General features: G+C 40.2%; 27 protein-coding genes and 1 pseudogene. 22 read left to right on the top strand and 6 right to left on the bottom strand.

Annotated elements, in window-relative coordinates; all coding sequences use genetic code 11:
• Positions 1-2: 2 nt before the first annotated feature.
• The gene (locus tag BUB11_RS07725; RefSeq protein WP_073029135.1) at positions 3-665 is read right to left on the bottom strand and encodes an AbrB family transcriptional regulator; all 663 of its coding nucleotides are present in this window, start codon (positions 663-665) and stop codon (positions 3-5) included.
• A gap of 402 nt (positions 666-1,067) precedes the next feature.
• On the opposite strand from BUB11_RS07725, the gene BUB11_RS07720 reads away from it, so the two are divergent.
• Positions 1,068-1,697, top strand: coding sequence for a ribonuclease H1 domain-containing protein (locus BUB11_RS07720; protein WP_073029130.1), 630 nt, complete (start codon positions 1,068-1,070; stop codon positions 1,695-1,697).
• On the opposite strand, the gene BUB11_RS07715 is transcribed toward BUB11_RS07720, so the two are convergent.
• On the bottom strand, positions 1,698-2,174 hold the full coding sequence (locus BUB11_RS07715) for a DsrE/DsrF/DrsH-like family protein (protein WP_073029129.1): 477 nt from the start codon (positions 2,172-2,174) through the stop codon (positions 1,698-1,700).
• A 69-nt stretch (positions 2,175-2,243) separates the two neighbouring features.
• Positions 2,244-3,563, bottom strand: a complete 1,320-nt coding sequence (locus BUB11_RS07710) for an aminotransferase class V-fold PLP-dependent enzyme (RefSeq protein WP_073029127.1) — start codon at positions 3,561-3,563, stop codon at positions 2,244-2,246.
• A gap of 163 nt (positions 3,564-3,726) precedes the next feature.
• Between BUB11_RS07710 and BUB11_RS28720 the strand changes: the two genes are divergently transcribed.
• Positions 3,727-3,852, top strand: a complete 126-nt coding sequence (locus BUB11_RS28720) for a hypothetical protein (RefSeq protein WP_282433987.1) — start codon at positions 3,727-3,729, stop codon at positions 3,850-3,852.
• Positions 3,853-3,942: 90 nt separating this feature from the next.
• Here the strand turns inward: BUB11_RS28720 and BUB11_RS28715 are convergent, their stop codons facing one another.
• On the bottom strand, positions 3,943-4,071 hold the full coding sequence (locus BUB11_RS28715; protein ID WP_282433986.1) for a hypothetical protein: 129 nt from the start codon (positions 4,069-4,071) through the stop codon (positions 3,943-3,945).
• A 293-nt stretch (positions 4,072-4,364) separates the two neighbouring features.
• On the opposite strand from BUB11_RS28715, the gene BUB11_RS07705 reads away from it, so the two are divergent.
• From BUB11_RS07705 to BUB11_RS07690, 4 genes and pseudogenes are all read left to right on the top strand, one after another.
• Entirely contained in the window at positions 4,365-5,123 is a 759-nt protein-coding gene (locus tag BUB11_RS07705) for an alpha/beta fold hydrolase (protein ID WP_073029125.1), read from the top strand.
• Positions 5,124-5,518: 395 nt separating this feature from the next.
• Complete coding sequence (locus BUB11_RS07700; RefSeq protein ID WP_073029123.1) at positions 5,519-5,812, top strand: hypothetical protein; 294 nt, start codon at positions 5,519-5,521, stop codon at positions 5,810-5,812.
• 59 nt (positions 5,813-5,871) lie between these two features.
• Positions 5,872-6,217 (top strand): annotated as a pseudogene (locus BUB11_RS29055) (YlbF family regulator).
• Between the two features lie 111 nt (positions 6,218-6,328).
• The gene (locus tag BUB11_RS07690) at positions 6,329-7,477 is read left to right on the top strand and encodes a THUMP domain-containing class I SAM-dependent RNA methyltransferase (RefSeq protein WP_073029121.1); all 1,149 of its coding nucleotides are present in this window, start codon (positions 6,329-6,331) and stop codon (positions 7,475-7,477) included.
• A gap of 160 nt (positions 7,478-7,637) precedes the next feature.
• Here the strand turns inward: BUB11_RS07690 and BUB11_RS07685 are convergent, their stop codons facing one another.
• Positions 7,638-8,390, bottom strand: coding sequence for a hypothetical protein (locus BUB11_RS07685; protein WP_073029120.1), 753 nt, complete (start codon positions 8,388-8,390; stop codon positions 7,638-7,640).
• Between the two features lie 688 nt (positions 8,391-9,078).
• On the opposite strand from BUB11_RS07685, the gene BUB11_RS07680 reads away from it, so the two are divergent.
• The 10 genes from BUB11_RS07680 to BUB11_RS07635 all read left to right on the top strand — a co-directional run bounded on the left by BUB11_RS07680 (position 9,079) and on the right by BUB11_RS07635 (position 20,449).
• Positions 9,079-9,969 (top strand): respiratory nitrate reductase subunit gamma, encoded by an 891-nt coding sequence (locus BUB11_RS07680; RefSeq protein WP_073029118.1) that lies wholly within the window; start codon positions 9,079-9,081, stop codon positions 9,967-9,969.
• Positions 9,970-10,013: 44 nt separating this feature from the next.
• A complete protein-coding gene (locus BUB11_RS07675) occupies positions 10,014-11,615 on the top strand; it encodes a (Fe-S)-binding protein (RefSeq protein ID WP_073029116.1) in 1,602 nt (533 codons plus the stop codon).
• A 374-nt stretch (positions 11,616-11,989) separates the two neighbouring features.
• Positions 11,990-13,525, top strand: a complete 1,536-nt coding sequence (locus BUB11_RS07670) for an FAD-dependent oxidoreductase (protein WP_242947488.1) — start codon at positions 11,990-11,992, stop codon at positions 13,523-13,525.
• Positions 13,526-13,714: 189 nt separating this feature from the next.
• Positions 13,715-13,903, top strand: a complete 189-nt coding sequence (locus BUB11_RS07665) for an ATP-binding protein (protein WP_007784269.1) — start codon at positions 13,715-13,717, stop codon at positions 13,901-13,903.
• A gap of 34 nt (positions 13,904-13,937) precedes the next feature.
• Complete coding sequence (gene dsrA / locus BUB11_RS07660) at positions 13,938-15,161, top strand: dissimilatory-type sulfite reductase subunit alpha (protein WP_073029115.1); 1,224 nt, start codon at positions 13,938-13,940, stop codon at positions 15,159-15,161.
• A gap of 39 nt (positions 15,162-15,200) precedes the next feature.
• Complete coding sequence (gene dsrB, locus BUB11_RS07655) at positions 15,201-16,259, top strand: dissimilatory-type sulfite reductase subunit beta (RefSeq protein ID WP_073029113.1); 1,059 nt, start codon at positions 15,201-15,203, stop codon at positions 16,257-16,259.
• Between the two features lie 33 nt (positions 16,260-16,292).
• Complete coding sequence (locus tag BUB11_RS07650; RefSeq protein ID WP_073029409.1) at positions 16,293-16,514, top strand: hypothetical protein; 222 nt, start codon at positions 16,293-16,295, stop codon at positions 16,512-16,514.
• 215 nt (positions 16,515-16,729) lie between these two features.
• Positions 16,730-18,193 (top strand): cobyrinic acid a,c-diamide synthase CobB, encoded by a 1,464-nt coding sequence (locus tag BUB11_RS07645; protein WP_073029408.1) that lies wholly within the window; start codon positions 16,730-16,732, stop codon positions 18,191-18,193.
• Positions 18,194-18,607: 414 nt separating this feature from the next.
• Positions 18,608-19,549: a LysR family transcriptional regulator gene (locus BUB11_RS07640; protein ID WP_200797885.1), complete on the top strand. Its 942-nt coding sequence runs from the start codon at positions 18,608-18,610 to the stop codon at positions 19,547-19,549.
• A 48-nt stretch (positions 19,550-19,597) separates the two neighbouring features.
• A complete protein-coding gene (locus BUB11_RS07635; protein ID WP_073029110.1) occupies positions 19,598-20,449 on the top strand; it encodes a nitrilase-related carbon-nitrogen hydrolase in 852 nt (283 codons plus the stop codon).
• A gap of 108 nt (positions 20,450-20,557) precedes the next feature.
• On the opposite strand, the gene BUB11_RS07630 is transcribed toward BUB11_RS07635, so the two are convergent.
• Positions 20,558-20,866, bottom strand: a complete 309-nt coding sequence (locus BUB11_RS07630) for a zinc-ribbon domain containing protein (RefSeq protein WP_073029107.1) — start codon at positions 20,864-20,866, stop codon at positions 20,558-20,560.
• 325 nt (positions 20,867-21,191) lie between these two features.
• Between BUB11_RS07630 and BUB11_RS07625 the strand changes: the two genes are divergently transcribed.
• The 6 genes from BUB11_RS07625 (at position 21,192) to cpaB (ending at position 24,955) form a co-directional block, all read left to right on the top strand.
• Positions 21,192-21,428: a hypothetical protein gene (locus BUB11_RS07625; protein WP_073029105.1), complete on the top strand. Its 237-nt coding sequence runs from the start codon at positions 21,192-21,194 to the stop codon at positions 21,426-21,428.
• A gap of 362 nt (positions 21,429-21,790) precedes the next feature.
• On the top strand, positions 21,791-21,964 hold the full coding sequence (locus BUB11_RS07620; RefSeq protein WP_073029103.1) for a Flp family type IVb pilin: 174 nt from the start codon (positions 21,791-21,793) through the stop codon (positions 21,962-21,964).
• Between the two features lie 90 nt (positions 21,965-22,054).
• A complete protein-coding gene (locus BUB11_RS07615) occupies positions 22,055-22,576 on the top strand; it encodes an A24 family peptidase (RefSeq protein ID WP_073029101.1) in 522 nt (173 codons plus the stop codon).
• Entirely contained in the window at positions 22,573-22,968 is a 396-nt protein-coding gene (locus tag BUB11_RS07610) for a TadE/TadG family type IV pilus assembly protein (RefSeq protein ID WP_073029099.1), read from the top strand. The genes BUB11_RS07615 and BUB11_RS07610 overlap by 4 nt, the downstream gene beginning before the upstream one ends.
• Before the next feature lie 41 nt (positions 22,969-23,009).
• Positions 23,010-24,125: a TadE/TadG family type IV pilus assembly protein gene (locus tag BUB11_RS07605; protein WP_073029097.1), complete on the top strand. Its 1,116-nt coding sequence runs from the start codon at positions 23,010-23,012 to the stop codon at positions 24,123-24,125.
• Positions 24,126-24,166: 41 nt separating this feature from the next.
• Positions 24,167-24,955: a Flp pilus assembly protein CpaB gene (gene cpaB / locus BUB11_RS07600; protein WP_084110206.1), complete on the top strand. Its 789-nt coding sequence runs from the start codon at positions 24,167-24,169 to the stop codon at positions 24,953-24,955.
• The last annotated feature ends 10 nt before the right edge of the window (positions 24,956-24,965 follow it).

Raw genomic sequence — 24,965 nt, 5'->3', positions numbered from 1 at the left:
GATCAAGCTATACCATTAAGCCGATCATAGATGACCTCGCGAGCTCCGACAGTCAAGATTACAATCAGATTTTCTTCAGCAAAGACGGTATAAATGACTCTGTGTTCCTTTGCTCCACTGCGGAAAGAGACACGATAAGTCTCATAATACGGTCCTCTGAGTCGCTTAAAAGCAAACGGGTCTTGTTCTAAGCTTTCGAACACTGCTGGAATTTCTCTAAGCTCTTCTTTACGGAGAACAACCAGGTCATGGACACCGCGGGTAGTGATCATCACGTGATACAGTCCTTTGTGGCCTTTTTGAATACCCAGCGATGTTAAAGCTTGAGCTTCCCACCACTTAATCGATTGACCATTTTTATGTGCCCTGTGCGCTTCTTCTGATAAACGGTCGAGTACGGTGCTTAGTTTTAATTTGCGTTCCAAGAGTTTGTTTTTAAGACAGTCTCCACTGCATCCCTTTGCAAGCAAATCACTTACAATTAAGTCTTCAAAGAAATCTGAAAGCGGTCGGACTGAGCGCTCGGCAGTTCGGACAAAAACTTTACCTTCTGAATCGACACACAAATCTAAAGTATCATCTGCTACCAGTCCAAAGAGTTCTTGCAGTTCTACAGGTAATACGATTTCTCCTTTTGCGCCAACCTTTACCCGATAAGTTTCCATAGATACTCCTCCTTCTAGATTATTTTTTGTTTATAAAGGGTTAAGGCCGGAAGTGATTGACTCCTAGATATAATTTCAACAATAATTCGAATATTCCTTCTAATTACACAATATGCTTAAGATATTATTTTGAGTTCTAAGATTTAGTAATATAGCTTTGTATTTTTTGCTTACCATATTTAACATTTGGATAGAAAACGATTATAATTGTATCTTAATAGGTTAAGCTTATTTAAGATTATATAACGCTTCAGTCAGAAAGAACAATTGCCACCTTGTCATTCATGACTCGGTGTTACTAACCTCGAACATCCTGTTCGAGTCATGGTCTGGCCACCGCCTACAGCTTAGTGCTGGAGAGTAAAAGACAAGAGAACTTATTCACTTTTGGAGGGAACAGCTTTGGCGAAAAAAAATTATTACGTTGTTAAAAGCGGGCATAAACTTGGGATTTTTAATAACTGGCCCGAATGTCAAGCCTCAGTAAAGGGATATAAGGGAGCTCTTTTTAAAGGCTTTGAAACGAAAGCAGAAGCACTTGAGTGGCAAAATGATGGAGGAGTCTCTAAGGATCCTAGAGACAGCAACAATGCAGGCATGCTAACATCATCTATTGGTAACGTTGACTTTGAAGTATATACCGATGGAAGTTATTTAAATGGCAAGTATTCTTATGGCTATGCCTTTGTCAAGGATGGTGAAGTCGTTCTCGAAAGTTTCGGGATAGGGGAAGACCTTGAAGCAGCTAGTATGAGAAATGTTGCGGGCGAAATTGCCGCAGTACTTCATGCTGTCGAAAAAGCCAAGTCGCTGAACGCACGTATCCGTATCTATCATGACTATTCTGGTATTTCTCTTTGGGTGACTGGAGACTGGCAAGCAAAAAATAAGTTTACTCAAGCTTATGTTGAATTTATGCGAACGCACCATGGATTGTATGAGTTTAAAAAGGTTGCCGGTCATAGCGGAGATCAGTTTAACGATTACGTAGACCGGCTGGCCAAAAAAGCTTTGGGGATAAAAACAAAATAACTAAATAAAGAGTTGCATGTCTGATTCAAGAGCATCGCACAAATACTCTTTGGCTGTAATGATTTCAACTTCCGGAAGTAATTCATCTTCTTTAAAGCCCATAACATCAACAGATAGCTTACATCCGTAAAATTTGACTCCTTTTTTTCGAGCTCCGTTGAGAAAGTCTGTCAGAGAAGGAGCTTTATCATCTTCCATCATTTCTAGAAGCATTTGTTTTCCCAGACCTGCCATGTTCATGCGCGATAGGGGCAACTCTTCAGGCCCTTTAGGAGTGACCATTCCAAACATTTTTTCGTAGAGAGTTTTATCATCTGAGCTTCCCTTTTTCGGATCGCGAACGAGACAAAGCCCCCAAAACGCGAAGAACATAGTCACATCTACCTCAAGCTCTCGTGCGGAATTGGCTAGTATAAGTGCTGCTAGAGCCTTATCATAATCGCCGCTAAACATTAATAGGTTCATTCTCTTGTTCAATTTGTGCACCCCTTTATGATCGTCATATAAATCCTATTATTAGTAGAAATAGGTATTTATATTAGTTGATTAAATGTAAGATGTTGGGTGCTTGCTGATTCTTTCTAATAATTGCATCAGAACATCTATTTCACTGAAATCGTTGTACAATCCAAAACTTAGACGAACTACGCCTGGTCGGGGAATGTCTCTGCGTTTTCTGAATAAATCCATTTGCCTTGGGGAGATAGATAACAGTCTTTGAATATAGGGCTGGGTGCAAAAACAACCGGTTCTAACCGCAATTCCTGCCTGATTGGATAAAATTGTAGCTACTTGTTCATGGGCAATACCGTTAACGTTAAAAGGGATTACGCCGATTCGAGGTTCACCTGTGTCCGTATGGGAATAGACTGTTATACCCGGAATGGATCTTAGTTTTGAGTTGGCATAGTTTGTAAGCTGGTTTTCATATTGGTCGATGTTTTTCATACCTAATGTGGTCAGTGTCTTAATCGCTGCTGCCAGAGCGACCACACCCATTAGATTGGGGGTGCCTGCTTCTTCATTATGCGGAGGAAGTTCCCATACTACCCAATCGTGAGTGACAGTTTCGGCTGTACCTCCTCCTACATACTCAGAGATTCCTTTTTTGAAGGTTTCTTGTGGACCGATAAGTACTCCGGTTCCAAAAGGTGCGTACATCTTATGCCCTGAAAAGGTCAGATAGTCAATGCTTTGAAGCGCATTTTTGGGGTTCATGTTGACAGAGTTATGAGGAACCAATTGCGCTCCGTCAACATGTATTTTTGCTTGGTAGCGATGAGCTAACTCAGCTATTTTATGTATTGGATTTACATACCCTGTGACATTGGATGCTCCAGTGACTGTTACAAGTTTAACATTGCCTTTGTGCTTGATTAATCTGCTCTCTAGATCATCGAGACTCAATTTTCCAGAGGAATCTGTCTGAACATAGTCAACTTGAAACTTGTTTCTCCACGGAAGATCGTTAGAATGGTGTTCCATCCAGGTTGACAAGATAACACTTCTTTTGTTTCCATCCCATAAACGATAGGATAATTTATTAATTGCCTCAGTGGTATTTTTGACAAAAATAACAGTATCTCGAGAGGGATCGGCATTAACGAACTTTAGAACAATTGATCGTGCTTCTTCAAAGACTTTAGAAGAAAGCTGTGATTTATAACCTGTGCCCCTATGAATGGATGAATACATGGGAGCAAAGTGATTTATTTCCTCCATAACTGAAACAAAAGGCGGGGTAGAAGCGGCGTTATCAAAATTGATGGCTGTTGTGTATTGACCATTTTTTAGTAGGATTTTTGTATCTGTTCCTATAACTAGATTTCTATAATTAGATCGGGATAATTTAAAGCTTAAATTCATATGATCACCTCTATCTGGAAATATTCAGTTTTTATACTCTGCTAGCATGATATTTTTTGATTGACAAAAAGGTGACAGAAGTTTTGAAGCGCACATGATATTCACACTACTGAAACATACTAAACATAGGTACTGAAGTGAATAAAGATTCGAGGAGGTAAGTATGAAAAAGTCAGGTGAAATACAAAAACATACTAAAGGGTATACCAGTGCTAAGTATGATTCTAGAAGTGCGGAATTTAAGCAGGAACAGAAAAAAGCCAAAGAGGCAGCAGAGAATCAGTCTTGAAAACGCAACGTCAAGGTTTCTGAAATAGTGATAACTAAAAAAGTGGCTGTAACAGAGTTTGTTACAGCCACTTTTTAATGCTATAAAGTCTTATAAGGGGTTCTTGGGATTATTTGTTGTATTGGTTGGAACCTTTTTCTTATCATTATCTGAGTTTGGACGTTTGTCATCGAGGTTGGCGGCATGAGTTCTCGATTTATCCGTTTTCTTATTGCCCACCTGTTTTCGTCTCCTTTCTTAAAAGAAAATGTATTTGAATTTATCCAAGCATAAGACTCTCCCTCAAGTGGGAGCTAGATGTTCAACTCTCGTTGAACGAGTTAAACTAACTTATGTTTCCCGAATTTCGTAATCTAATGCCAATTCCCCATCACTTAAGAATTTGAGCTATAATAATTGTTAAGAAAAAAAACTATTGACTAAACTGTTATTATAATGCTTACTAAATATAGTAATTAGAATATTGGGAGAATTTCAAATAAATTATATAGGAACGTAAGGGGGATTAAATAGTGCCATATATAAATATTTTAGGAAAGAGTACATATTATCGACAAAGTTGTGAATTTCAGGCAGGTCTCCCTACTGTAGTATTTGTCCACGGTGCGGGAGGAACCAGCGGAAATTGGGTCTGTCAGTTAGCCGGAATCGAGGGCTACAATTTGATTGCCCCAGATCTTCCGGGACATGGTCGTTCAGAAGGTTCGGCAATTGAAAGTATTACCGGGTATCGGGAATTTGTTTGGGGTTTTGCGCAAGCGTTAGAGTTAAGAATGTTTTATATTGTTGGGCATTCTATGGGCGGGGTAATAGCCTTAGATCTGGGTTTAGAACATTCAGAAGCGCTTAAAGGATTAATTATTATCGGCAGTGGGGCAAGACTGCCAGTAAGCTCTTCGTTTTTAGATTTACTATCTATGGGTAAACACCCTCTCCAAATTGTTAAATACAGCTATTCAAGCAATATTTCCCCTGATATTCTAGAAAAAGCAACTCAAGAAATGAAAAGTGTTCCAATCGAAGTTTATCAGGCTGATTTACAAGCTTGTAATGAATTTAATATCATGGATCGTGTCCAGGATATCAACAACCCAACTTTAGTCATTTGTGGGCAAGATGATCAAATGACTCCCCCTAAATACTCTAAATACCTTTGCAAAGAACTACCACATTCAAACATAACTCTTATAACTGAGGCTGGACATATGGCTATGCTAGAGCAGCCGGATCAGGTTAATAAAGCTATTATTAACTTTTTGGACTTGAATTGATTTAGTTACCTAAAATGAAAACACAAAGAGACATGTTACTTGAAATGCTCTAACATGTCTCTTATGTATTGGGAATTGAATTTATAGTGATATAGATGATTCTCACAATACGTGTATATGTAATAGAAGTAATCGATTTGCGGGCAGGCAAGTGAACTCGTTCAGCTAAAGCTGAACATCGAGACTTCGGTGGGGGAGTCTACCTCCTTCGCGCCAAGTGTTCCTATTGGGAAAGGCACTTGGCGATACTCTATCCTACGCCGGTAGGCATTCCTATTGGGACGGCGGCTTCGGCGATACTCTCCACCGGAGACTATCGTCACCGAAGTAGAATAAGGAACACCCACTTGAAGAAGTGGGTGTCTCGGAATTGATTAAAAGAGAGAGGGTTATTAATGATAAGAACACTGAGCGCATATGTAAATGTAGCCCTTGAAGATTATGATGATTCAATGTTAAATCATCTTGTAGAACTTATGAAAGAGTCGCTAAGAGAACAATCTACAGAAACTATTCTTGAAGATACGTGGAAAGTGGAAGAAAATAAACGCAGACTGTTAAAAAATGAAGAAGGGGTATGGGTATCCCAGCCCTTGGCAGGCATATTTTCGGAAGATATTCAGGAAAATGAGAACTTAGAAGTTATGACAGTAGGGATAAAAGTAGATGCAATTAGTGAGTATGGTTAAAAGTAATGCTCTTGGCTAAGAATAGTCATAACTGATTATCGAACTCATTAAGAAGGATAATGTATATGGATCAACTTGAGGAGATTATAAAGAAGAGTACAGAACTTGGAGAGGCTATTGCTCAAACAACTGTGTATCGAGATTTCAAAAAGGCAGAACATGATCTCCTACATAATACGGAAGCTCGCAAGTTTGTTGCAAAAGGTGAAACAAGAATATCATGGGAAACAAATGGCGGGATTGGAATTGAGTAAAGAAAAACAAGAAAAACTTAAAGAAATGGAAACTACATGTATAAGAAACCGTCAAGTATTACTATCAAACGAAGCTAATTCAAAATTTCAAGAGTTTATGGAGCAGATAACGGCAAACATTAAAAATAGAATTAAGAGTATAGACACTTAACTAACTTGCCATTTGGACAAACACAACTTATGATAGTAAAAGAAAAGTTTAAGCGAATTTTTACGGTCAAACATGGCGGTTTACCGTTTGAATTGAGAGAGGTTGATCCAGATGGCAAAAATTGAGCTGATTGCAACAGCCGCATTTGGTTTAGAATCCATTGTTGCTCGTGAACTTAAAAAAATTGGGTATGAAGAATTAGTCGTGGAAAATGGAAAAGTCACATTTACAACTGATGAGTTGGGAATATGCAGAACAAACCTTTGGTTGCGAAGTTCTGATCGCGTGTTATTAAAAATGGGATCATTTGAAGCCCAGACATTCGAAGAGCTTTTTCAACAAACAAAAGCTCTTGCTTGGGAAGAATGGTTGCCAGAAGATGCAAATTTTCCTGTCCAAGGAAAATCTATAAAATCGAAGCTGTTTAGTGTATCAGACTGTCAAGCCATAGTAAAAAAAGCGATTGTTGAACGCCTTAAAGAAACGTACGGCCGAAGTTGGTTTGAAGAAACTGGGCCTCAATATCAGATTGAAGTTGCTTTGCTAAACAATAAGGTTACATTAACCATTGACACTTCAGGTGCAGGTCTTCATAAACGCGGTTATCGAGAACTTGCCGGTCAAGCACCTCTTAAAGAAACTTTAGCGGCGGCTATGATTCAGCTTAGCTTCTGGAACAAGGATCGCACCTTAATTGACCCTTTTTGCGGAACTGGAACTATTCCCATTGAGGCAGCCTTTATAGCTCAAAACCGTGCGCCAGGCCTTAAAAGAAGCTTCGCAGCTGAGAAATGGCCGCGTATTCCTAAAGTGCTTTGGCAGGAGGCATGGCAGGAAGGTTTAGATCTTTGGCAACGCAATACTCCATTACATATCTACGGTTCTGATATTGACCCTAATGCTCTGGCATTGGCTCGCACACATGCTGTTGAGGCGGGTGTTGATGATGTTATACATTTTCAACGATTACCTGTGGCAGAAGTCAGGTCCAGATTTAAATATGGACACATGATAGCTAATCCGCCTTATGGTGAACGGCTTGGGGATATCAAAGATGTGGAAGGACTTTATCTTGAACTTGGTGAAACGTTTAATCGATTATATGACTGGTCACTTCATATGCTTACTACTTACCAATTCCCGGAAAGGTTAATTGGGCGACGCTGGGATAAAAGTCGTAAGCTCTATAATGGCCGATTGGAATGTCATTATTTTCAATTTTTTGGTCCTCGTCCGCCAAGAGAGCCATATGAGAAATAATTAAAATAATTAAAAAAGTTAAAAAGATGGTTGTTGTTTATGATGTAAAAACATTCATGAAACAACAACCATCTATAGTATTAGTCGGAAACTAATTTATTGATCCTTATCCATCTCAGAACTAAAAGAAGTTGTTGAGACAGCTTTTTGTTTAATCAATCTAGTGAACTTTCACTTGAGGTTCACCTTTTAAAGATTTTATGTCCTGAATTGCCCGCTGAACTTCTTCATCAAGCCCTTCAATAGCAATCGTCACAGAACCTTCTGAACCATCAACTCCACCCGAAGCAATACATCGTGCCTCAAGGTCATAGAGAATTTCCAGAGCGGACAATTCTGTGACAACGGTTGCTCCAACCATTGGAATAAGGCCAACCTTATTTCCAATCGCTTCGTCGACTGAAGATTTAGTCATAAATTCAACAGCTGCTCTCACATCTGGAATCATTTTTTCTAGCCCAATAGGTACAACCAATTCGATACCTCGGGCACAAAGGGTCCCTTGAGCTGCTCCGATCGTTCCTCCCATTGAATCCGAAACCATTACTGCTGCTAAGCCGGTGTGGTCTACGGCATTACCACCTTTGATAAAAACGTCTCCTCTTTGCAATTTAGGTAAGCAATCTTTCCAAGAAATTTCTTGAGACTGCCCGTTAGCAATAACATAGGGAGGTATTTTTTTGGAAGACTTACTGACTCCTAACTCTCCTCCGGTGACGATACCCATTGTATAACTGGTTTTGTCCTCAAGCTGTATACCAAGTAACTCTTCAGCTACAAAAGCATTCGTCGTACCGCCGGCCACGATGACAGTATGCTTTTCCATTGCATTTTGTATACTGGACATTCCTTTTATCCCTTTTGCGATTAGTCGTTTCGATTCACTGGAAGTTAACGTAATCAGTGCTTTCATTGATTTCCTCCTAATTTTTTTCGGCTTACTTAAAAACCAATTATATGTTATACCAAAACTATAGGATAATAAAGTTTCCAAAAGATTTATGATTTAAGCCAAGTTTAAACTTCCATAATTTAGTAACAGTTTTTCTCACTATGCATACATTAAATTAAGAAAATTAACCATAAATTACAGGAAGTGGAGGAATATAAAATGGCATTTGGTGGAGTTGTCGAAGGAGCACATGGACCTAACTGGTTATCCGGAATTGCTGTTGTAGTGGTTATTATCCTTCTGCTCATAGCAATGGGAATTGTATTCTAGTAAAAATCAAGCATAATTGTTCGTCGATTTGAAAGGAGGAGCTTTCATGTACGGATACGGAGTCGGCTGTGGTGTAGGGAGTTATATTGGTGTAGGCATAATCTCAATCGCTATCCTTATTCTCATCGCTCTAGGAGTAATCTTTTAAAAACTAATCAAAATATGAGGAGCATCTCTGCAAGGTATTTCTTCGGAGATGCTCTTTATTATTTTAAAATTAAATGAAAATTGTAATAAAACTGTTATTTTCCTTAGAAAGTACTAATTTACACAGTCATCAATTTCTGCGATAGTATAATGAGAAATGATAATTTTACAAGCCATACAAACTCACTTAAGATAAAGTGTGCATGGATAACAAGAGAAGGAGGTTGGGATTGTGATTCTTAGTATTATTGCGTATCTATCCATTGTTCTTTTCCTAGGAATATCTGTTTACAAAGCGTATCAGTTTGCAGGAATGCCCTTTCATGGTAGAATGGATCTCTATCCTGTCCCTAAAGAAAAGGGGTATGAACACGGAGGCTCCTACTACGAGGAAACGGCTTGGTGGAGTAAACCACATGAAGTTTCTCACATGAGAGAAATAATTGAAATGCTTAAAGAAATTATTTTTATTAAAAAATTATTTGAAAATCAGCGTCCTTTCTGGTGGATTTCTTACGCGTTGCATTTAGGAATTTACTTGATAATGGCTTGGACAATCTTATTGGTCATAGGGGCGATGTTTGAACTCAATGGGATTCTTGTCGCAGCTGACAGTTCAAGTATTTTGGGGCTGTTGGTTTTCTACCTTTCCATTGTTACTGGGTATATCGGGCTTGCTTTGGGTGCTTTGGGTTCAGGGATGCTGTTTCTTCGCAGAGCGTTCGATAATACGTTGAAAAAATACACAACTCCTCAAGAATATTTTAATCTTTTATTGATTTTTGTTGCACTCATTACAGGAATTTTCACATGGGGAAATGATTTATCCTTTGGCTATGCAAGGGAAGTAACTGGAAACCTTGTTACTTTTACGCCTTTTGTTGCCGATGGCTTACTCACTTTACATGTTGTCCTTGTAGGTATTATGTTAACTTATATTCCAATCAGCAAAATGAGCCACTATGTTGGCAAGTATTTTACGTTCCATAAGGTTCTATGGGATAATAACCCGAATCTCAAAGGGAGTGGTGTTGAGCAACAAGTGAAAAATGCAGCGTCATTCCGTCCGACCACCTCATGGTCTGCTCCTCATATTAAGCCACCCGTCGCACCCGAGAAATAACTCTGATTCGTGTGTCTTAACTTTATGGAAAGAGGGATCAAAGTATGTTAGATCAAAAAGATTTACGACCAAAGGATATGGGGCGTTCAGATGAGCAACTAATCAAGTTGGACAATCTCATACCTTTATTAGCGCCATATGATAAACCAGGGATGGAGTCCCCTTTGACTGATCCTAAACCTGCCTGGAAAGAGAAATATTGTACGTCGTTAGATGGTTATATTGGAATTGATACCCTGACTCGCCCAAAAACTAAAGAGGAAGAAGACGAATTCGTTCGAAAGTTCCTCAGCGGTTTAGAAAAAATCTTTTCCGATGCTAATAATGGTGTTCTGCAACCGTTGTTATTGTCCTTCGAATACTGTGCGAAATGCAATACATGTTCAGATGCCTGTCATATCTATACAGCAGCAGGAAACAATGAACTGTATCGCCCGATCTACCGCTCCGAGGTTTTGCGAAAAATCGTAAAGAAGTATTTTACGACGAGCGGAAAGCTTCTTGGAGGTTTTGTAGGGGCAGATATCGATGTGAATTGGGAAACAATTGCTCGGCTGGGAGAATTAGCTTATCGCTGTAATCTTTGCCGTCGTTGTGCTCAAACATGTCCATTGGGATTGGATAACGCCATCCTCACGAAAGAAATTCGCAAGATTTTCAGCCAAGAAATGGGGATTGCCCCGACTCCTCTTCATACTAAAGGGACGATGTTGCAGATTAAAACTGGTTCATCAACAGGGTTAAGTAAACCAGCTTTTTTAGATACTCTGGAGTTTTTAGAGGAAGATACTGAAGAAAAATTTGGTATTAAACTTAAATTCCCGGTAGACAAAAAAGGTGCCGATATCTTAGTGCTGCATAATGCCGGAGAGTTTATGGCCTGGCCGGAAAACCCCGTTGCTTTCGCCATTCTCTTTGATGCAGCTGGCTTAAATTGGACCCTTAGCAGTGAAATCATGGGGTATGACAGCGTAAACTACGGTCTTTGGTATGATGATGTTCAGGCTAAGAAAATTGCTACGATGCAGATGAAAGTTGCCAAAGATTTTGGCGTTAAGAGACTAGTAGTGGCAGAGTGCGGTCACGCCCATAAGGCTTCAATGATTACAGCTGATCGTATGGGTACTGATAGACTTCCTGTGGAAAGCTGTTTACCTCTTCTTTGGGATATGGTTAAGAGTAAACGTCTAATCCTTGATCCCAGTAAGAATAACTTTCCAGTGACTCTTCACGATCCATGTAATGTCGTGCGACAAATGGGAATTGTGGAACCACAACGCAATGTCCTTAAAGCTATTTGTCCTCAGTTTAGAGAAATGACTCCCCATGGTGTAGACAACTATTGTTGTGGCGGAGGAAGCGGATTCGCTATCATGAATTCTGCTAACTTCCCTGAGTTTAGAACGCAAGTTGCTTCACGGGTGAAATTCAACCAGATTCTTGGAGCATTTAAAGGAACTATGGAGGATACCTCAACCCCTAAATACATCTGTGCTCCTTGTTCTAACTGCAAAGGGGCTATGAGAGGTCTTCTTGAACATTACGATGCAACCGAGAAGTACAACCTTCAGTATGGCGGTTTAGTTGAACTTATGGTAAATGCTCTTGTGAGCTTGAAAAAACCTTTCCTTGAGTTTCTAGAATAGGCAATCTGTCGATAGTAATCGATGTTTTTAGAATGGACCATTTCAGAATTTCTGAAATGGTCCATTCTTCTAGAATTGATTCGAAATTTGGTTTATTTATATTCATATTAGAGTTCCTAAGCTCAGATTATTAGGAACTCTAATATGAATATTTTTAAAGAAAATAATTCGAGGTCGACCCTCGTGCATCGAGCCTCGAACCTCGAGTATTGGAGGGAGAGTTTAAAGTTTAAAGTTGAAAGTAGTCATAGTTGGAGGAGTGGCAATTGGTCCTAAAGTCGCTGCACGATTAAGGCGTAATAACCAAGAAGCAGAGATTACAATTCTGGAAAAAGGTGGACTTATCTCTTATTGAGGGTGTGGCTTACCTCTGTATGTTGGTACCTAAATTAGATGATTTAATGATGACTTCATATGGTGTGATGAGGGATACAGAATTTTTCCGCAAACAGAAAAATGTCACAGTTCTTACTCATACTGAAGCAATAAAAATCAATCGAGAAGAGAAAAAGGTTATAGCGCGAAACCTGATATCAGGACTGGAGGATTCGATCACTTACGATTATTTGGTGCTCGCAACAGGTGCAAAACCCAGTATCCCGCCAATTTCAGGAGCAGACTTAAACCATGTCTTTACTCTTCATCATCCACATGATGCCCAAACACTTAAGGAGTTTATTAAAGCCAATAAAATTAAGCATGTCACAGTTATGGGATCTGGCCTAATCGGTATGGAGCCTGCGGATGCCTTAGCCAGCCCTCGACTAAAGGTTGTGTTATGCGAAGCCGAATCACAAGTTCTGCCGAAACTGCTTGATGTCGATATGGCTAAACTTATTGAGAGCAAAATAATTGAGAGCGGGGTTGATATTAGCCTTTCCTGCAGAGTAAATGCTTTGGAAGGAGATGCGGAAGGCAATGTTTGCCGTGTTGTGACAGAACAAGGGACCATTGATACTGAAGCAGTTGTAATCGCAACTGGAGTGCGTCCAGTGGTGGATTTAGCCAGTAATGCGGGAATTACGATTGGAAGTACTGGGGCAATTCAAGTTGATGAGCACATGATGACAAGTGATCCTGCTATTTATGCAGGTGGAGATTGTGCAGAACAACACCATCTTATTACTGGGGAACCAGTATATATTCCCTTGGCGTCTACAGCTAACAAACAAGGGCGGGTTATAGCAGATCATATTGGGGGAATAGATACACGCTTTGCGCCAGTCGAGGGAACGTCTGTTCCTCAGGCCTTTGACTTGAATATTGGGCGCACTGGTTTGGGAGAAAAAGAAGCCAAAGAAAAGGGATACAATGTTGTAACCAGTGTGAGCAGCGGGCTTGATTCTACTCATTATTACCCTATGCACGCCAATATTACGACGAAATTAATTGCCGAGCAAGAGAGTGGACGTTTGCTTGGTGCCCAAGTTTGTGGCATGGGAGAGAGCGTAAAGAGGCTTGATGTTTTAGCAACAGCCCTTAAGTTTGGCGCCAAAGTTGAAGATTTGATCGATCTGGATCTGGCCTATGCACCGCCATTTGCCACAGCTATTGACGTTCTGATTCATGCCGCTACCACCCAGGAAAATATGCGTTTGGGGTTAGCTAAAGGAATTACTGCGGAAACGGTTCAAAAGCGCCTTCAAGCAGGCGAAAGACTGTATATTCTTGATGACCGTGAGTTAGAAGAGGTTGAAGCCAGTCCTCTGCCAATCGAGGGGACTGTAGTCATCAGTCTAGGTGAATTGCGGGATCGTTGGGAAGAGATCCAAACTGATTCCTTAATTGTTACAGTTTGTGGATTAGGGATTAGAGGGTATGAAGCAGCCTGCATGCTCAAAGGAAAAGGACTAAAAGAGGTCGCTTTTCTCCAAGGAGGCATCTCGGTCACGAAAGCGTACTTTAAGTAAAAATCCTTACTTTTTTATAACTTGTTGATAATTAGTTTTCGATATAGTACAATCTGTATTATATATTGTACGAATGGAACTCAAGGTGTTAAATTAAGTACATGGACTAGTGTTAATTTACACAAGTGAAAAGTTTCCCAGTGTCCAATGTTTGTTTGTTCTCTTTAATAGTTTAAGGAGGTGTAATTTGTGTTTATTGTATCAATCGATGAAGATCTGTGCTCAGGATGTGACTCATGTACAGAAGGATGCCCAGCTCACCTGCTTGGCTTTAGTGAGGACAAGGCTCATGTAACTGGTGATGAATCAGAGTGCATGGGTTGTGAAAGCTGTACATCAGTTTGTCCAACTGGTGCTATCAGTATTACTGAAATGTAAGTAATCCCATAAACTAGAAGACGGAGGGTGTGCCATGACAGAAAAGAAAACGCCACTACTGGACGAGCTAGAAACAGGTAAATGGCCCAGTTTTGTGACGGAAATTAAGCGCGCTGCGGTGAAGAGTGAAGCTGCAGGCGAGTTGCTCCAAGTCTTGGAAAGATCCTATGCAGAGCGTAGAGGACACTGGAAACATGGTGGAATTGTTGGAGTTAGAGGTTACGGCGGTGGTGTAATTGGCCGTTATGTCGATGAGCCTCAAACTTACCCACATGTTGCTGAGTTCCATACGATTCGTTTACTTCAACCATCTGGATGGTTCTATAACACGAAAACACTTCGTACAGTTTGTGATATTTGGGAGAAACATGGTAGCGGTTTAACCAATATGCATGGCTCTACAGGAGATATAATTCTTTTAGGGTGCAAAACTGATCAAATTCAACCAATTTTCGACGAGTTTAGTGAAGCTGGATTTGACCTTGGTGGTTCAGGATCTTGCCTAAGAACTCCTAACTGTTGCGTTGGACCAGGCCGTTGCGAACATGCTTGCTATGATACCTTAGAGGCATGTTATAATGTTACGAACGAATTCATGGATGAGCTTCATCGTCCTATGTGGCCATATAAGAGCAAGATTAAGTTCTCCGGTTGTGCAAATGACTGTACTTCTTCTATTGCTCGCTCTGACTGCTCTGTAATCGGTACTTGGCGCGATACTTTAAGAATTGACCAAGACGCTGTGAAAGAGTACGTAGCTAATAAATTTGATATTCAAGAAATGGTTTGTGACAAATGTCCAACCAAGTGTCTCTCGTTCAATGCAGAGACTCAAGAACTCAGCGTAGTCGGTGAAGATTGCACACGTTGCATGCATTGCATTAATATGATGCCTAAAGCTATTCGTGCAGGAAAAGAAAAGGGTGCTACCATTTTAATCGGTGGTAAATCGACGATCGTTCAGTCTGCTTTCATGTCTTGGGTTATTGTGCCTTTCATGAAGATGGAAACAGAAGATGATTTCGAGCCATTTAAAGATCTCATGCGTCGTATTTGGGAGTGGTGGGATGAGCACGGTAAATCCCGCGAGCGGATCGGTGAAACTATTTATCGTCTAGGAATGACTAAATTCCTTCAGGGAATTGAAGTCGAGCCTGTACCGCAAATGGTCTTCCGCCCACGTGCAAACCCATATGTGTTCTGGAATCAAGATGATCTTGACAGAAGTGGAACGGCACTCGATGGATCGAAACTCTAATTATTAAAAAAATAAGTAGCTAACGAGAGGTGGATAATAATGGCAGTTTTAGATCAAGGACCTCCGCATTATAAAAAAATGCTTCCTCCGATTGTACAAGAAAACTATGGACAGTGGAAATATCACGAGATTCCTAGTCCAGGTGTACTAAAGCATGTTGCTGAAAGTGGCGCAACTCTATACAGTGTACGTGTGGGTACTCCTCGTCTTGTCAGTATTGATTTTATCCGCGACGTTTGCGTAATCGCTGATGAATATTGCGATGGATTCCTTCGCTGGACAACCCGTAATAACATTGAATTTTTAGTTTCAGACGAGGCTAAACTTAACCCATTGCTCGAGAAATTAGAAGCTGAAGGCCTAAGTGTTGGTGGAACTGGGCGTTCCATAAGCAATATCGTACACACACAAGGGTGGGTACACTGTCATACTCCGGCTACAGATGCCTCAGGTGTTGTTAAAGCCGTTATGGATGATTTATATGAGTATTTCAATACCATGAAGCTCCCTGCTAAATTAAAAATGGGCTTAGCTTGTTGCTTAAATATGTGTGGAGCTGCACACTGCAGTGATATTGCGATCGTTGGTGTTCATAGAACTCCACCTCGTATCAACCATGATGTAATTCGCAAAGGCACAGAGATTCCAAGTCTCGTAGCTAGCTGTCCGACAGGAGCTATTCGTCCAGATCCTAAGAACAAGAGCGTTATTGTCAATGAAGATAAATGCATGTATTGCGGTAACTGCTATACAATGTCTCCAGGAATGGAAATATATGATCCTAAGAACGATGGAATTGCGATTCTAATTGGTGGTAAAACCTCCAATGCTCGTTCAGCACCGAGTTTCTCACGTATGGTCATTCCATTCCTGCCGAACACTGCTCCTCGTTGGCCTGAGACAACTGAAGCAATTCGTAAAATTATTGAACTCTGGATTGCTAACGCTCGTAAAGGTGAGCGTGTGGGTGAGTGGGTTGAGCGGATTGGTTGGGAGAAGTTCTTCAGCTTGGCTGAGCTACCGTTCTCAGATATGTTGATTGATGATTATATCTTCTCCAGAGAGACATTCCGTACTTCAGCATCATTTAAGTACTAATCTGAGGAAAAATTTAGAAAGTTGGTATTTAAAATGGCAAGAGGACCAGCAGATCCCGAAGTCAAAGCAAAGGTTCTAGAATACCTTGCGAAAGTCCAAAAAGCTAAGAGTAGAGATGTCGCAGTAGCTATTGGTGCGACAAAAAGCGATGTTGATAACGCAGTAAAGGAACTTACTGCTGAAGACCTCGTTGAATATCTCTATATTACTACAACTTTTATTTGCCTAAAAGGAAAGGTCCAAACACCAGATTAAACCTAATCTTCTGATGGGCCAGAGATAAAGATTGTTATCATATGCGTTATAGACCATCCTAAATGCCCGATGTCCCTGTTTCTGCTGATTCATATCTGCATTATGGGGACGGGTTTCAGGGTGGTCAATTTTATCTTTATTCTATCCAACCCCATTCTGAGATAGGCCTTGCGTATTCTCTCCTGAATAAAATCTCCAAGAAAGGTGTGGGTATTATGTTATCATTATCACTAAATGAACAGAATATCAAAAATGTCCCTCGCTTAGTAATTGGAGCACCTCAGGGGCGAAGTGGGAAAACAACGTTCACCTTGGGATTGCTCAGAGCTTTTGCACGGCAAGGGATGGCAGTACAGCCCTTTAAAAAGGGCCCAGACTATATTGATGCCAGTTGGCATACTGCGGCAGCCGGTTATACTTGCCGCAACTTAGATTCTTTCTTCATGAAAAGAAATCAAATATGCAAATCCATATTTGATCAATCTGTTGAAAAAAATATTACTATTATAGAAGGCGCTATGGGACTTTATGATGGACTGGATTTACAAGGAAGCAGCTCAACTGCCGAAATAGCCAAGGTAACACGTACACCTGTATTGTTTGTTGTGGACGCTACTCGAATGACTAGGAGTATAGCTGCAATGGTGATGGGATATCAGCACTTTGATCCGGACGTTCAAATTGTTGGGGTTGTTCTTAACAAAGTTGCCCGAGTTCGTCATGAGAAGATGGCTAGAGAAGCTATCGAAGAATTTTGCAACATTCCTGTAGTAGGTGCAATTCCGAAGGATGTAAACTTATGTATCCCTGATCGTCACCTGGGACTTGTTACGAAAGGTGAGTTTGATGAAACAGACAAATTGCTAGATTATTTTGCTGATGTAATCAGTGAACATGTCGATTTAGATAAAATTTTAACATTAGCTCGAAGCGCACCTGAACTTCCGAGTTGCTCGGAGTCTATCGTTCCTAACTTAACAGTTGAATACTCCTTAAAAAATAGAGGTTTAAAACCAAAAATCGGGATTATTCAGGATGCAGCCTTTAGTTTTTATTATCCAGAAAATATTGAAGCATTAAAAGGACTGGGAGCAGAAGTGGTTCCTATTAGTGCTCTTTCAGATAATCAACTTCCCGGTGATCTTGACGGGCTCTATATTGGCGGAGGTTTTCCAGAGGTTTTTGCAGCAAAACTAGAGGAAAATGAAACTTTGCGTGGAGACATTAGAATAGCAGGAGAAAATGGCCTGCCAATTTATGCAGAGTGTGGTGGTCTTATGTACCTTGGACGCTCTATTCGGACGTCTTCTCAGAACTTTGAGATGGTTGGTTTACTGCCATTCGATACACAAATGGAAGGTAAGCCGCAGGGGCATGGCTATACGATTATGGAAACCAATCCTGATCAGTCCTGGTTTGAGGAAAAGGCAGAAATTAAGGGGCATGAATTTCATAACTCTAAAGTGATTAACTTAGCACCTCATGTAAAATTCGGGTTAATTGTTAAGCGTGGTCATGGAATTGATGGGCAGCATGATGGAATTTGTTATAAAAATGTATTTGCTGCATATAATCATATTCATGCTTTAGGCTGTCCCGAATGGGCTGAAGGAATGATAAATATAGCTGTAAATTATCACATGTCTAAGTGGACACAGGCAGATAAGTTATTAAGCTAATGCGCTCCTTAAACAATCATTAGTTTTTATGTATTAAAAATGACTATACTAATCAATATATAAGCTTTCCAAATGGAAGGCTTTTTTATTATAAATTTAGTATTATTAATAGATTTCTAAACCTTTTTTTTGAAAAGATGAGTCTATATCTGGCTAATAAGTCCTTTGGATGATATTATAATAGAGATAAGCATTCATTTTAGAATTGAAATTGAATCATTCATGTCTCTGGATGAGTAAGAATGTCTAATCATTATATTTCCTTATGATTAATAGACAAACCCAAACTTACCAGTATTGGGTATTATAGATTATTTATATACTATGATTATGAATATTATGGAATGGAAATATTTATAACAGGCACTAAAATGGAGAGCTAATATAGAGATCTAGGAAGGGGATACAACAATCATGGAACAACACCTTCTTGTCTTCAAAGAGGTTGCAGAAACTAGAAACATTACGTTAGCTGCTAAAAAGTTGCACATGAGTCAACCCAGTATAAGTTTGCAAATTCAAAATTTAGAAAACCAATATGGTGCCCGCTTTTTTGATCGAACCAATAAAGGTGTAACTTTAACTAAAGAGGGAAAAATTTTCTATGCTCATGTTCGCAGTGTTTTAGACATTCTATCAAATGCAAAAGAACAGATAAGTGCTTTAGCAAAAGATCAGAGAGGGTTGATATATCTCGGAGCCACTTTAACTATCGGAGAATATATACTTCCCAATATTCTAGCATTTTTGTTCAAAACTCATCCTGACGTAGATTTTAAAGTAAAGATTGCTAATACAGAGTCAATTTCCCAGGATGTCCTTGAAAAGAAGTTGCATATTGGATTAATTGAGGGACCAGTCCCTCAGCATAAAGATTTAAATGTCGAGAATTTCTGGGAGGATGAGTTGGTAGTCGTAATTGCTAATTTTCACCCTTGGGCCTCAAGGAAAAGCATTACACTTGCAGAACTTCCAAATGAGCGCCTGGTGACACGCGAGGATGGATCGGGAACTCGTAAGGTAATGGAGATGGCTCTACAAGAGAGAGGGCTCGATCCTGAGCAGTTGAATGTAGCAATGGAACTCGGAAGTACTCAGGCGATTAAGCAGCTCGTTTCTGCGGGGCTTGGGATAACTATAATTTCTTCATTGACTGTAAGTCGAGAAGGAGACCAGAAGTTATTTAAGACTTTAAAAATTCAAGATGCACCTATTTATCGCCCTCTTAGTATCCTTACTAATGCCCGAACTACACAGACTAAAGATGAACGTATCTTAATTAACCTACTTCACGATCATAGGTTGCTGTCTGATGTTCTAAGCAGGGATTACAATGAATTAGTGGATCTGGAATAAGATTTTGATTGATTGAGTGAGTAAAAGGAAGGGCGAGTACAAGAGTATATGAAACAGGACTGTCGGATTGGACTCGTTCAGATGGAGTCTATGGTAGGGGAGACTGAACGGAATTTACAAAACATAACTCATTTAGCCGAAATTGCTCAAAAGCAGGAAATTTCGCTGTTGTGTTTTCCGGAATGCGCTTTAGATGGGTATTCGCCACATGATGCAACAGCAATTGCTAACCCTTTGGATTGTAAATGGGTTAAGCAATTAAGAGAATGCTCAATGGACTTAGGTATAACTCTCTTGGTTGGTATGGTGGAGCAAAGATCAGGAGAACATAGACCTTACATATCACAGGTTATCTTATCTCCTGGAGAGGAACTTAAGGTTTATCGTAAAGTACATTTAGGTCGGAGTGAATTAGAGTACTTTTCTCCAGGAGATCATTTTCCGATTTTCTCAGCCCACGGTACCTCATTCGCAGTAGGTATTTGTTGGGATTGGCACTTTCCCGAAACGGCTGCAATTTATTCGCTCAAAGGAGCCGAGGTCTTATTTGCGCCTCATGCTTCACCTTTAGTAGCTGGAGATCGAAAAGAGCTTTGGTTACGTTACCTTGGAGCAAGAGCTTATGATAATTCTGTTTATATAGGTGCCTGTAATTTAGTAGGAAGTAACGGGAAATCAAAGAAATTCAGTGGCGGAACTTTAGTTATAGGTCCAAAGGGGGACCTAGTTGAACAGACGCAAATTGGGAATGAAGGCATATATACTGCCATCCTTTCGGCCGAGCGAATTAACCATATTCGCCGCCCCGAGCGTACTTCTATGCGAGATAGTTTCTTTTTGGCCGATCGACGCAAAGAGCTTTATCATGAACTTATAGAATTGGACATTTTGGATAAATAAAAATAGAATCCCGTCCTAGGCATGAGCCTGAGAAGGGATTCTATTTTTTACTAGTTATAAAAAATGATAATCTGTCATTATACTTTTATGAAAGGATAAGTGCTATATTTACCAATTGTTTCGTGATCTTGGTTGGTAGCAGTCTCTGCAATATACGGGCCTATCGCCGGAAGGCTGGAAAGGTACAGTAGTTTCTTTTCCACAAGTAGCACAAATAGCTGGGAACATTTCACGAGGTTGACGAGAATAACCGCCACCACTGTTATTTCTATTCTGTTCTTTTCTGGCAGCGCGACATTCCGGGCAACGCCCAGGCTCATTGGTGAACCCTTTTTCCGCATAGAACTCTTGTTCTGAAGCTGTAAATTCAAAATCACGACCACAATCTTTGCAAACTAAAATTTTGTCATTAAACATTAAAAAACCTCCGAAATTTTATTACCCGCGACATGGGAAGTTCAGAATCTTCCCACAGCCTTAGGCAATCGAGAAGTTTGTCTAAATCCTCAAGTACTTCGAGCAATTTAATTATAAACTAAATACCAAATATTAGTCAATGCTCCCCTGGGAATTGTCCTATAATTTACCATTGTTAAGCAAGTGTAAGGTAATTTGTAATAAATAATGTCCTTCCTGCATAATAATAAGCCTAAAGTCTTTTAATTTTAATAAGTTGGAAAGTATAGAGACCGATACCAGTCAGAAATGATGGGCAACAATCTGTTAGACAGGGGTGGCCACGTTGAGGCACAATGATATTGAGACACTTCCCAATCGGATCGTTGGCATGCAGAGACTTGAAACCTTATTTAATCAGAAGGGTTATTTGATATGTCAGTCTAGTGGAGAAAGGATCTATGACTTTAATGAAGTCGTAGCGATCTTTTTGCCGCTTAGCCCATCAACTGATAATGTCATAGCAGTAAGTAGTATCTGCGCGCCGGAATTTGTGCAGAAATGTATCTCAAGCATTCAATAGGTTACTTGAATAAGTACAGCTGACAAAAAACGAAAATAAATCCTAAGTTTAATCAAATAGATTATGGTTAAGAAGATGGGGCTATCTAATAGCTCTATCTTTTTTTGTATGTTAGTATAAATAACTTCTATTTCTCCCTATACACGGAGTGCTTAGCGAAAGGTTAATTTATAATAATATCCTTTTATATCGAATCAAAATCACCTGCGCTTAAAGCAATAGAATTTTAATAATTAAGCTAGGACCAAAGACTAGGACTAACTAATATTAACTTTGCGACTATTGCCTTATATCGTTTTATACGGTTAGTAACTATAATAAAATAAGCAGATAGGAATACTAAGAAAAGGGAGGGTATTAAAATGAAGACAAGATTAATAGGGTTTCTGAAGGATGAAACTGGACAGGCGATGACAGAGTATGGGCTCATTATCGCTCTCGTAGCGGTTGGAGTTATTATTGCTTTAACGGCCATGGGCGGTCAACTCAGCACATTATTTAATTCCTTAGTAGCAAAGCTTACACCAGCTACCTAAAATATTTGCCACTAGAGCCCTTTCCTAACTAACATAAAAGAAAAAGAACCCTACTGCCCGCAGTAGGGTTCTTGACACAAGGGGGCCGCTATGGGAGTTAATGACCTTGCTTTAGGATTCACATTAGGTATCGCTGCCTTCACCGACTGGCGAGAACAAAAAATCTATAATAAATTGCTTTTTCCTGCTTTTTTAACTGCACTGTTGCTTAATACAGTTCAAGGAGGGAGCTCAGGATTGTCGAGCAGTCTCTTAGGAGCTGTTACTGGCTTTTCTTTACTTCTTCTCCCGTACCTCATGGGTGGGATGGGTGCCGGTGATGTGAAGTTACTTATAGTGATCGGGGCTTTCGGTGGTGCTCCTTTCGTTTTTACGAGTTTTCTTTATGGGGCCGTCATAGGCGGTCTCCTCTCATGCGCAGCTCTTTCTCGACGTAAGGCTTTAAGCAACACCTTGAAGCACTATCTGTTATTTTCTCTTATTCTGAAGCGACCTCAACATTTTAGCGAGTCTATGAATAACGCTCGACGCGAAAAATTTCCTTATGGTATTGCAATAGTTTTAGGAACTCTGATCGCCTTGGCCTTCTCTATTGGAGGTTGGGAGTTATGATTCGAGAACGCCGTAAAAGTGAGCAAGGCCAAGCGTTAGTTGAGATGGCCCTTGTATTACCGCTCTTTTTCCTGCTGTTATTTGGCGTGATTGAGATGGGCCGCGTTGGTTATGCCTACATTTCAATAAGTAATGCCGCCAGGGAGGGTGGCCGAGTTGCAACAATTGGCGGAACAGACCTAGAAATTAAGAGTTCCATAGAGAATGCAGCACCTTCCCTAGATTCTGCGAGCTTAACGATTACAATCTTCCCGAGCGAATCCAATCGGCAATCAGGTCAGGAGGTAAAGGTTAATGTCACTTATCCAGTTCAGCTATTCATACCAATTATAAATAATATCATAGCTAATCCTGTTGTTGTCAGCTCCAGCATCGTGATGCGTCAAGAATAGAAAATCCTTATATGTCCATTCTGTGGGACGGAGGAGTGGTCATGGTTAAAATAAAGTCTGCATTTTCCAAACATTGGAGATCAAAGATACAACAGATTAAGCGGCCATTGCAACATATGCTAAGTCTTGCGGATAATCAGTGTCAAGAGCGCGGCAGCGTTGTGGTGATTGTTACTCTGTCTTTAACTGTCTTGCTTGGCTTCTGTGCTGTTGTAGCGGATATGGGCCTATTGTACGCTCAAAAGGCCCATCTTCAAAATTCGGTCGATGCGGCCGCACTTGCTGGTGTACAAGAGCTACTAAAAGGTCCCTCTGATGCAACAAGTATGGCCATTGATTATGCGACCAAGAATGGGGTAGCTGACGTTAATGTATCAGTTGAAGCTAATAATGCCATAATTGTTGTTCAAGCTAAGCAACAAGTTCCCACATACTTTGCACGAATTTGGGGGATTACCGAAGAACAGATTTCAGTTTCTGCCAGAGCTATGCTTCTTCCCCCCATGGGGCTTTACGGAGCGGTTCCTCTTAGCATCCAGGAACAGGACTTTGTTTTTGGACAAAAATATATCCTGAAGTCCGGAGGAGGGTCTGGAACGTCGGAATGGTATCTTGATGACGACAAGAATAACAGCGTAAAAAGATATGGAGAAGAGTATGGAACTTCCGGATGGTATGGTGCTTTAGAACTTAGTGGTACTGGGGCAAATACGTATGAATCTGATTTAGCCAACGGTTACCAGGGCTCTCTATTTGTGGGACAGATTCTAAACGTCAAACATGGAAACATGAGTGGACCTACAGCAGATGGAATAAACACTCGTATAAATCGAGATACACGAGTTCCGAGGAATACGATTGATAACCACGATAGGAATGCTCCACAGATTGTGTATATTCCAATTGTCAGGATAATTTCGGAAAGTGGTAATTCCATTCATGAAGTGCAAATTGTCGGATTCGCTGCTTTTTTTCTGGAAGGGGTTGCTGGAAACGGCAACGAGTCCATAGTAACTGGTTGGTTTATTCGAACTCTGGCATCAAATGCTCATAATAAGGACCACCTTTCGGACTCGCTAAAGACTGAAGAGGAAATAGAAAATGGAGCAGCGAGTAATGATTACGGCTTATACACACCTAAACTCATCGCAAATTAAATAATTCTTAGTACAATCTAAAATCGTATTGGGTTAAAGAGATGGAATTCACATATTTGGAATTGCGAGGTATTAAAATGCAGCGTAAAGGCTTTTTTCTTCTGGCACTGATCTGCGGTCTGATCGCTGCTGGATCAATGTATATGTATCTGAACAAAGCGACAACTAATACAACTTCCACACTCAAACCTTTGGTAATCGTTAAGATGGATATACCAGCTCGGACTGTAATTGCGGCCAGTCAGTTAGAGGTGAAGGATATTCCAATCCAAGGGTATCCTCAAGGTGGATTTTCAACAATCCAAAATGTTGTGGGTTCAGTAGCTCTATTAAATCTATCAGCGGGTGATTTAGTTGTTAGTTCAATGGTTGAACGTCCATCCCCTCAGAATAATGGTGATGGGCTTTTGACAGGAAGTACTGCAGCTCTGACTGTTCCGAATGGGAAAAGGGCTGTAGCAATACCGATCGGTTTAGTAAGTGGAGTGGGTTATGCCATTAGACCCGGTGATCACGTTGATGTCTTGGTGACAATAGATATTAATGACTCCAATTCAAATACACAAGCAGTGACTGTAACCACTCTAGCAGCTCAGGATGTCTTAGTGCTGAGCGTTGGAGAAACACTTAGAGAAGAGAAAAATAAGGTTGAGACCAAATCGTACACACTAGCGTTAAGCGTTCCTCAAGCTATGGCTGTCACACTCGGCAGTGAAAAAGGCGGTCTGCGTTTGTTATTGCGAAACCCGGTAAATACAGAAATTCGCCAAGATACCCCGTTTACGGAAAATATATTTATGGATCCCAATTTTATTAATAACTATAAGTAAGGAGGGGTTA

The organism is Desulfosporosinus lacus DSM 15449, from assembly GCF_900129935.1.
GTDB classification, from domain to species: domain Bacteria; phylum Bacillota; class Desulfitobacteriia; order Desulfitobacteriales; family Desulfitobacteriaceae; genus Desulfosporosinus; species Desulfosporosinus lacus.
Note: the sequence above shows the minus strand (reverse complement) of the source record. Positions and strands in the feature narration are given on the sequence as shown.

Coding starts and splice junctions, on each gene's coding strand:
- BUB11_RS07725 (WP_073029135.1), bottom strand. CDS start 665: ATGGAAACTTATCGGGTAAAGGTTGGCGCAAAAGGAGAAATCGTATTA.
- BUB11_RS07710 (WP_073029127.1), bottom strand. CDS start 3,563: ATGAATTTAAGCTTTAAATTATCCCGATCTAATTATAGAAATCTAGTT.
- BUB11_RS28720 (WP_282433987.1), top strand. CDS start 3,727: ATGAAAAAGTCAGGTGAAATACAAAAACATACTAAAGGGTATACCAGT.
- BUB11_RS07700 (WP_073029123.1), top strand. CDS start 5,519: ATGATAAGAACACTGAGCGCATATGTAAATGTAGCCCTTGAAGATTAT.
- BUB11_RS07690 (WP_073029121.1), top strand. CDS start 6,329: ATGGCAAAAATTGAGCTGATTGCAACAGCCGCATTTGGTTTAGAATCC.
- BUB11_RS07685 (WP_073029120.1), bottom strand. CDS start 8,390: ATGAAAGCACTGATTACGTTAACTTCCAGTGAATCGAAACGACTAATC.
- BUB11_RS07675 (WP_073029116.1), top strand. CDS start 10,014: ATGTTAGATCAAAAAGATTTACGACCAAAGGATATGGGGCGTTCAGAT.
- BUB11_RS07670 (WP_242947488.1), top strand. CDS start 11,990: ATGTTGGTACCTAAATTAGATGATTTAATGATGACTTCATATGGTGTG.
- dsrA (WP_073029115.1), top strand. CDS start 13,938: ATGACAGAAAAGAAAACGCCACTACTGGACGAGCTAGAAACAGGTAAA.
- dsrB (WP_073029113.1), top strand. CDS start 15,201: ATGGCAGTTTTAGATCAAGGACCTCCGCATTATAAAAAAATGCTTCCT.
- BUB11_RS07650 (WP_073029409.1), top strand. CDS start 16,293: ATGGCAAGAGGACCAGCAGATCCCGAAGTCAAAGCAAAGGTTCTAGAA.
- BUB11_RS07645 (WP_073029408.1), top strand. CDS start 16,730: ATGTTATCATTATCACTAAATGAACAGAATATCAAAAATGTCCCTCGC.
- BUB11_RS07640 (WP_200797885.1), top strand. CDS start 18,608: ATGGAACAACACCTTCTTGTCTTCAAAGAGGTTGCAGAAACTAGAAAC.
- BUB11_RS07635 (WP_073029110.1), top strand. CDS start 19,598: ATGAAACAGGACTGTCGGATTGGACTCGTTCAGATGGAGTCTATGGTA.
- BUB11_RS07630 (WP_073029107.1), bottom strand. CDS start 20,866: ATGTTTAATGACAAAATTTTAGTTTGCAAAGATTGTGGTCGTGATTTT.
- BUB11_RS07620 (WP_073029103.1), top strand. CDS start 21,791: ATGAAGACAAGATTAATAGGGTTTCTGAAGGATGAAACTGGACAGGCG.
- BUB11_RS07615 (WP_073029101.1), top strand. CDS start 22,055: ATGGGAGTTAATGACCTTGCTTTAGGATTCACATTAGGTATCGCTGCC.
- BUB11_RS07610 (WP_073029099.1), top strand. CDS start 22,573: ATGATTCGAGAACGCCGTAAAAGTGAGCAAGGCCAAGCGTTAGTTGAG.
- BUB11_RS07605 (WP_073029097.1), top strand. CDS start 23,010: ATGGTTAAAATAAAGTCTGCATTTTCCAAACATTGGAGATCAAAGATA.
- cpaB (WP_084110206.1), top strand. CDS start 24,167: ATGGAATTCACATATTTGGAATTGCGAGGTATTAAAATGCAGCGTAAA.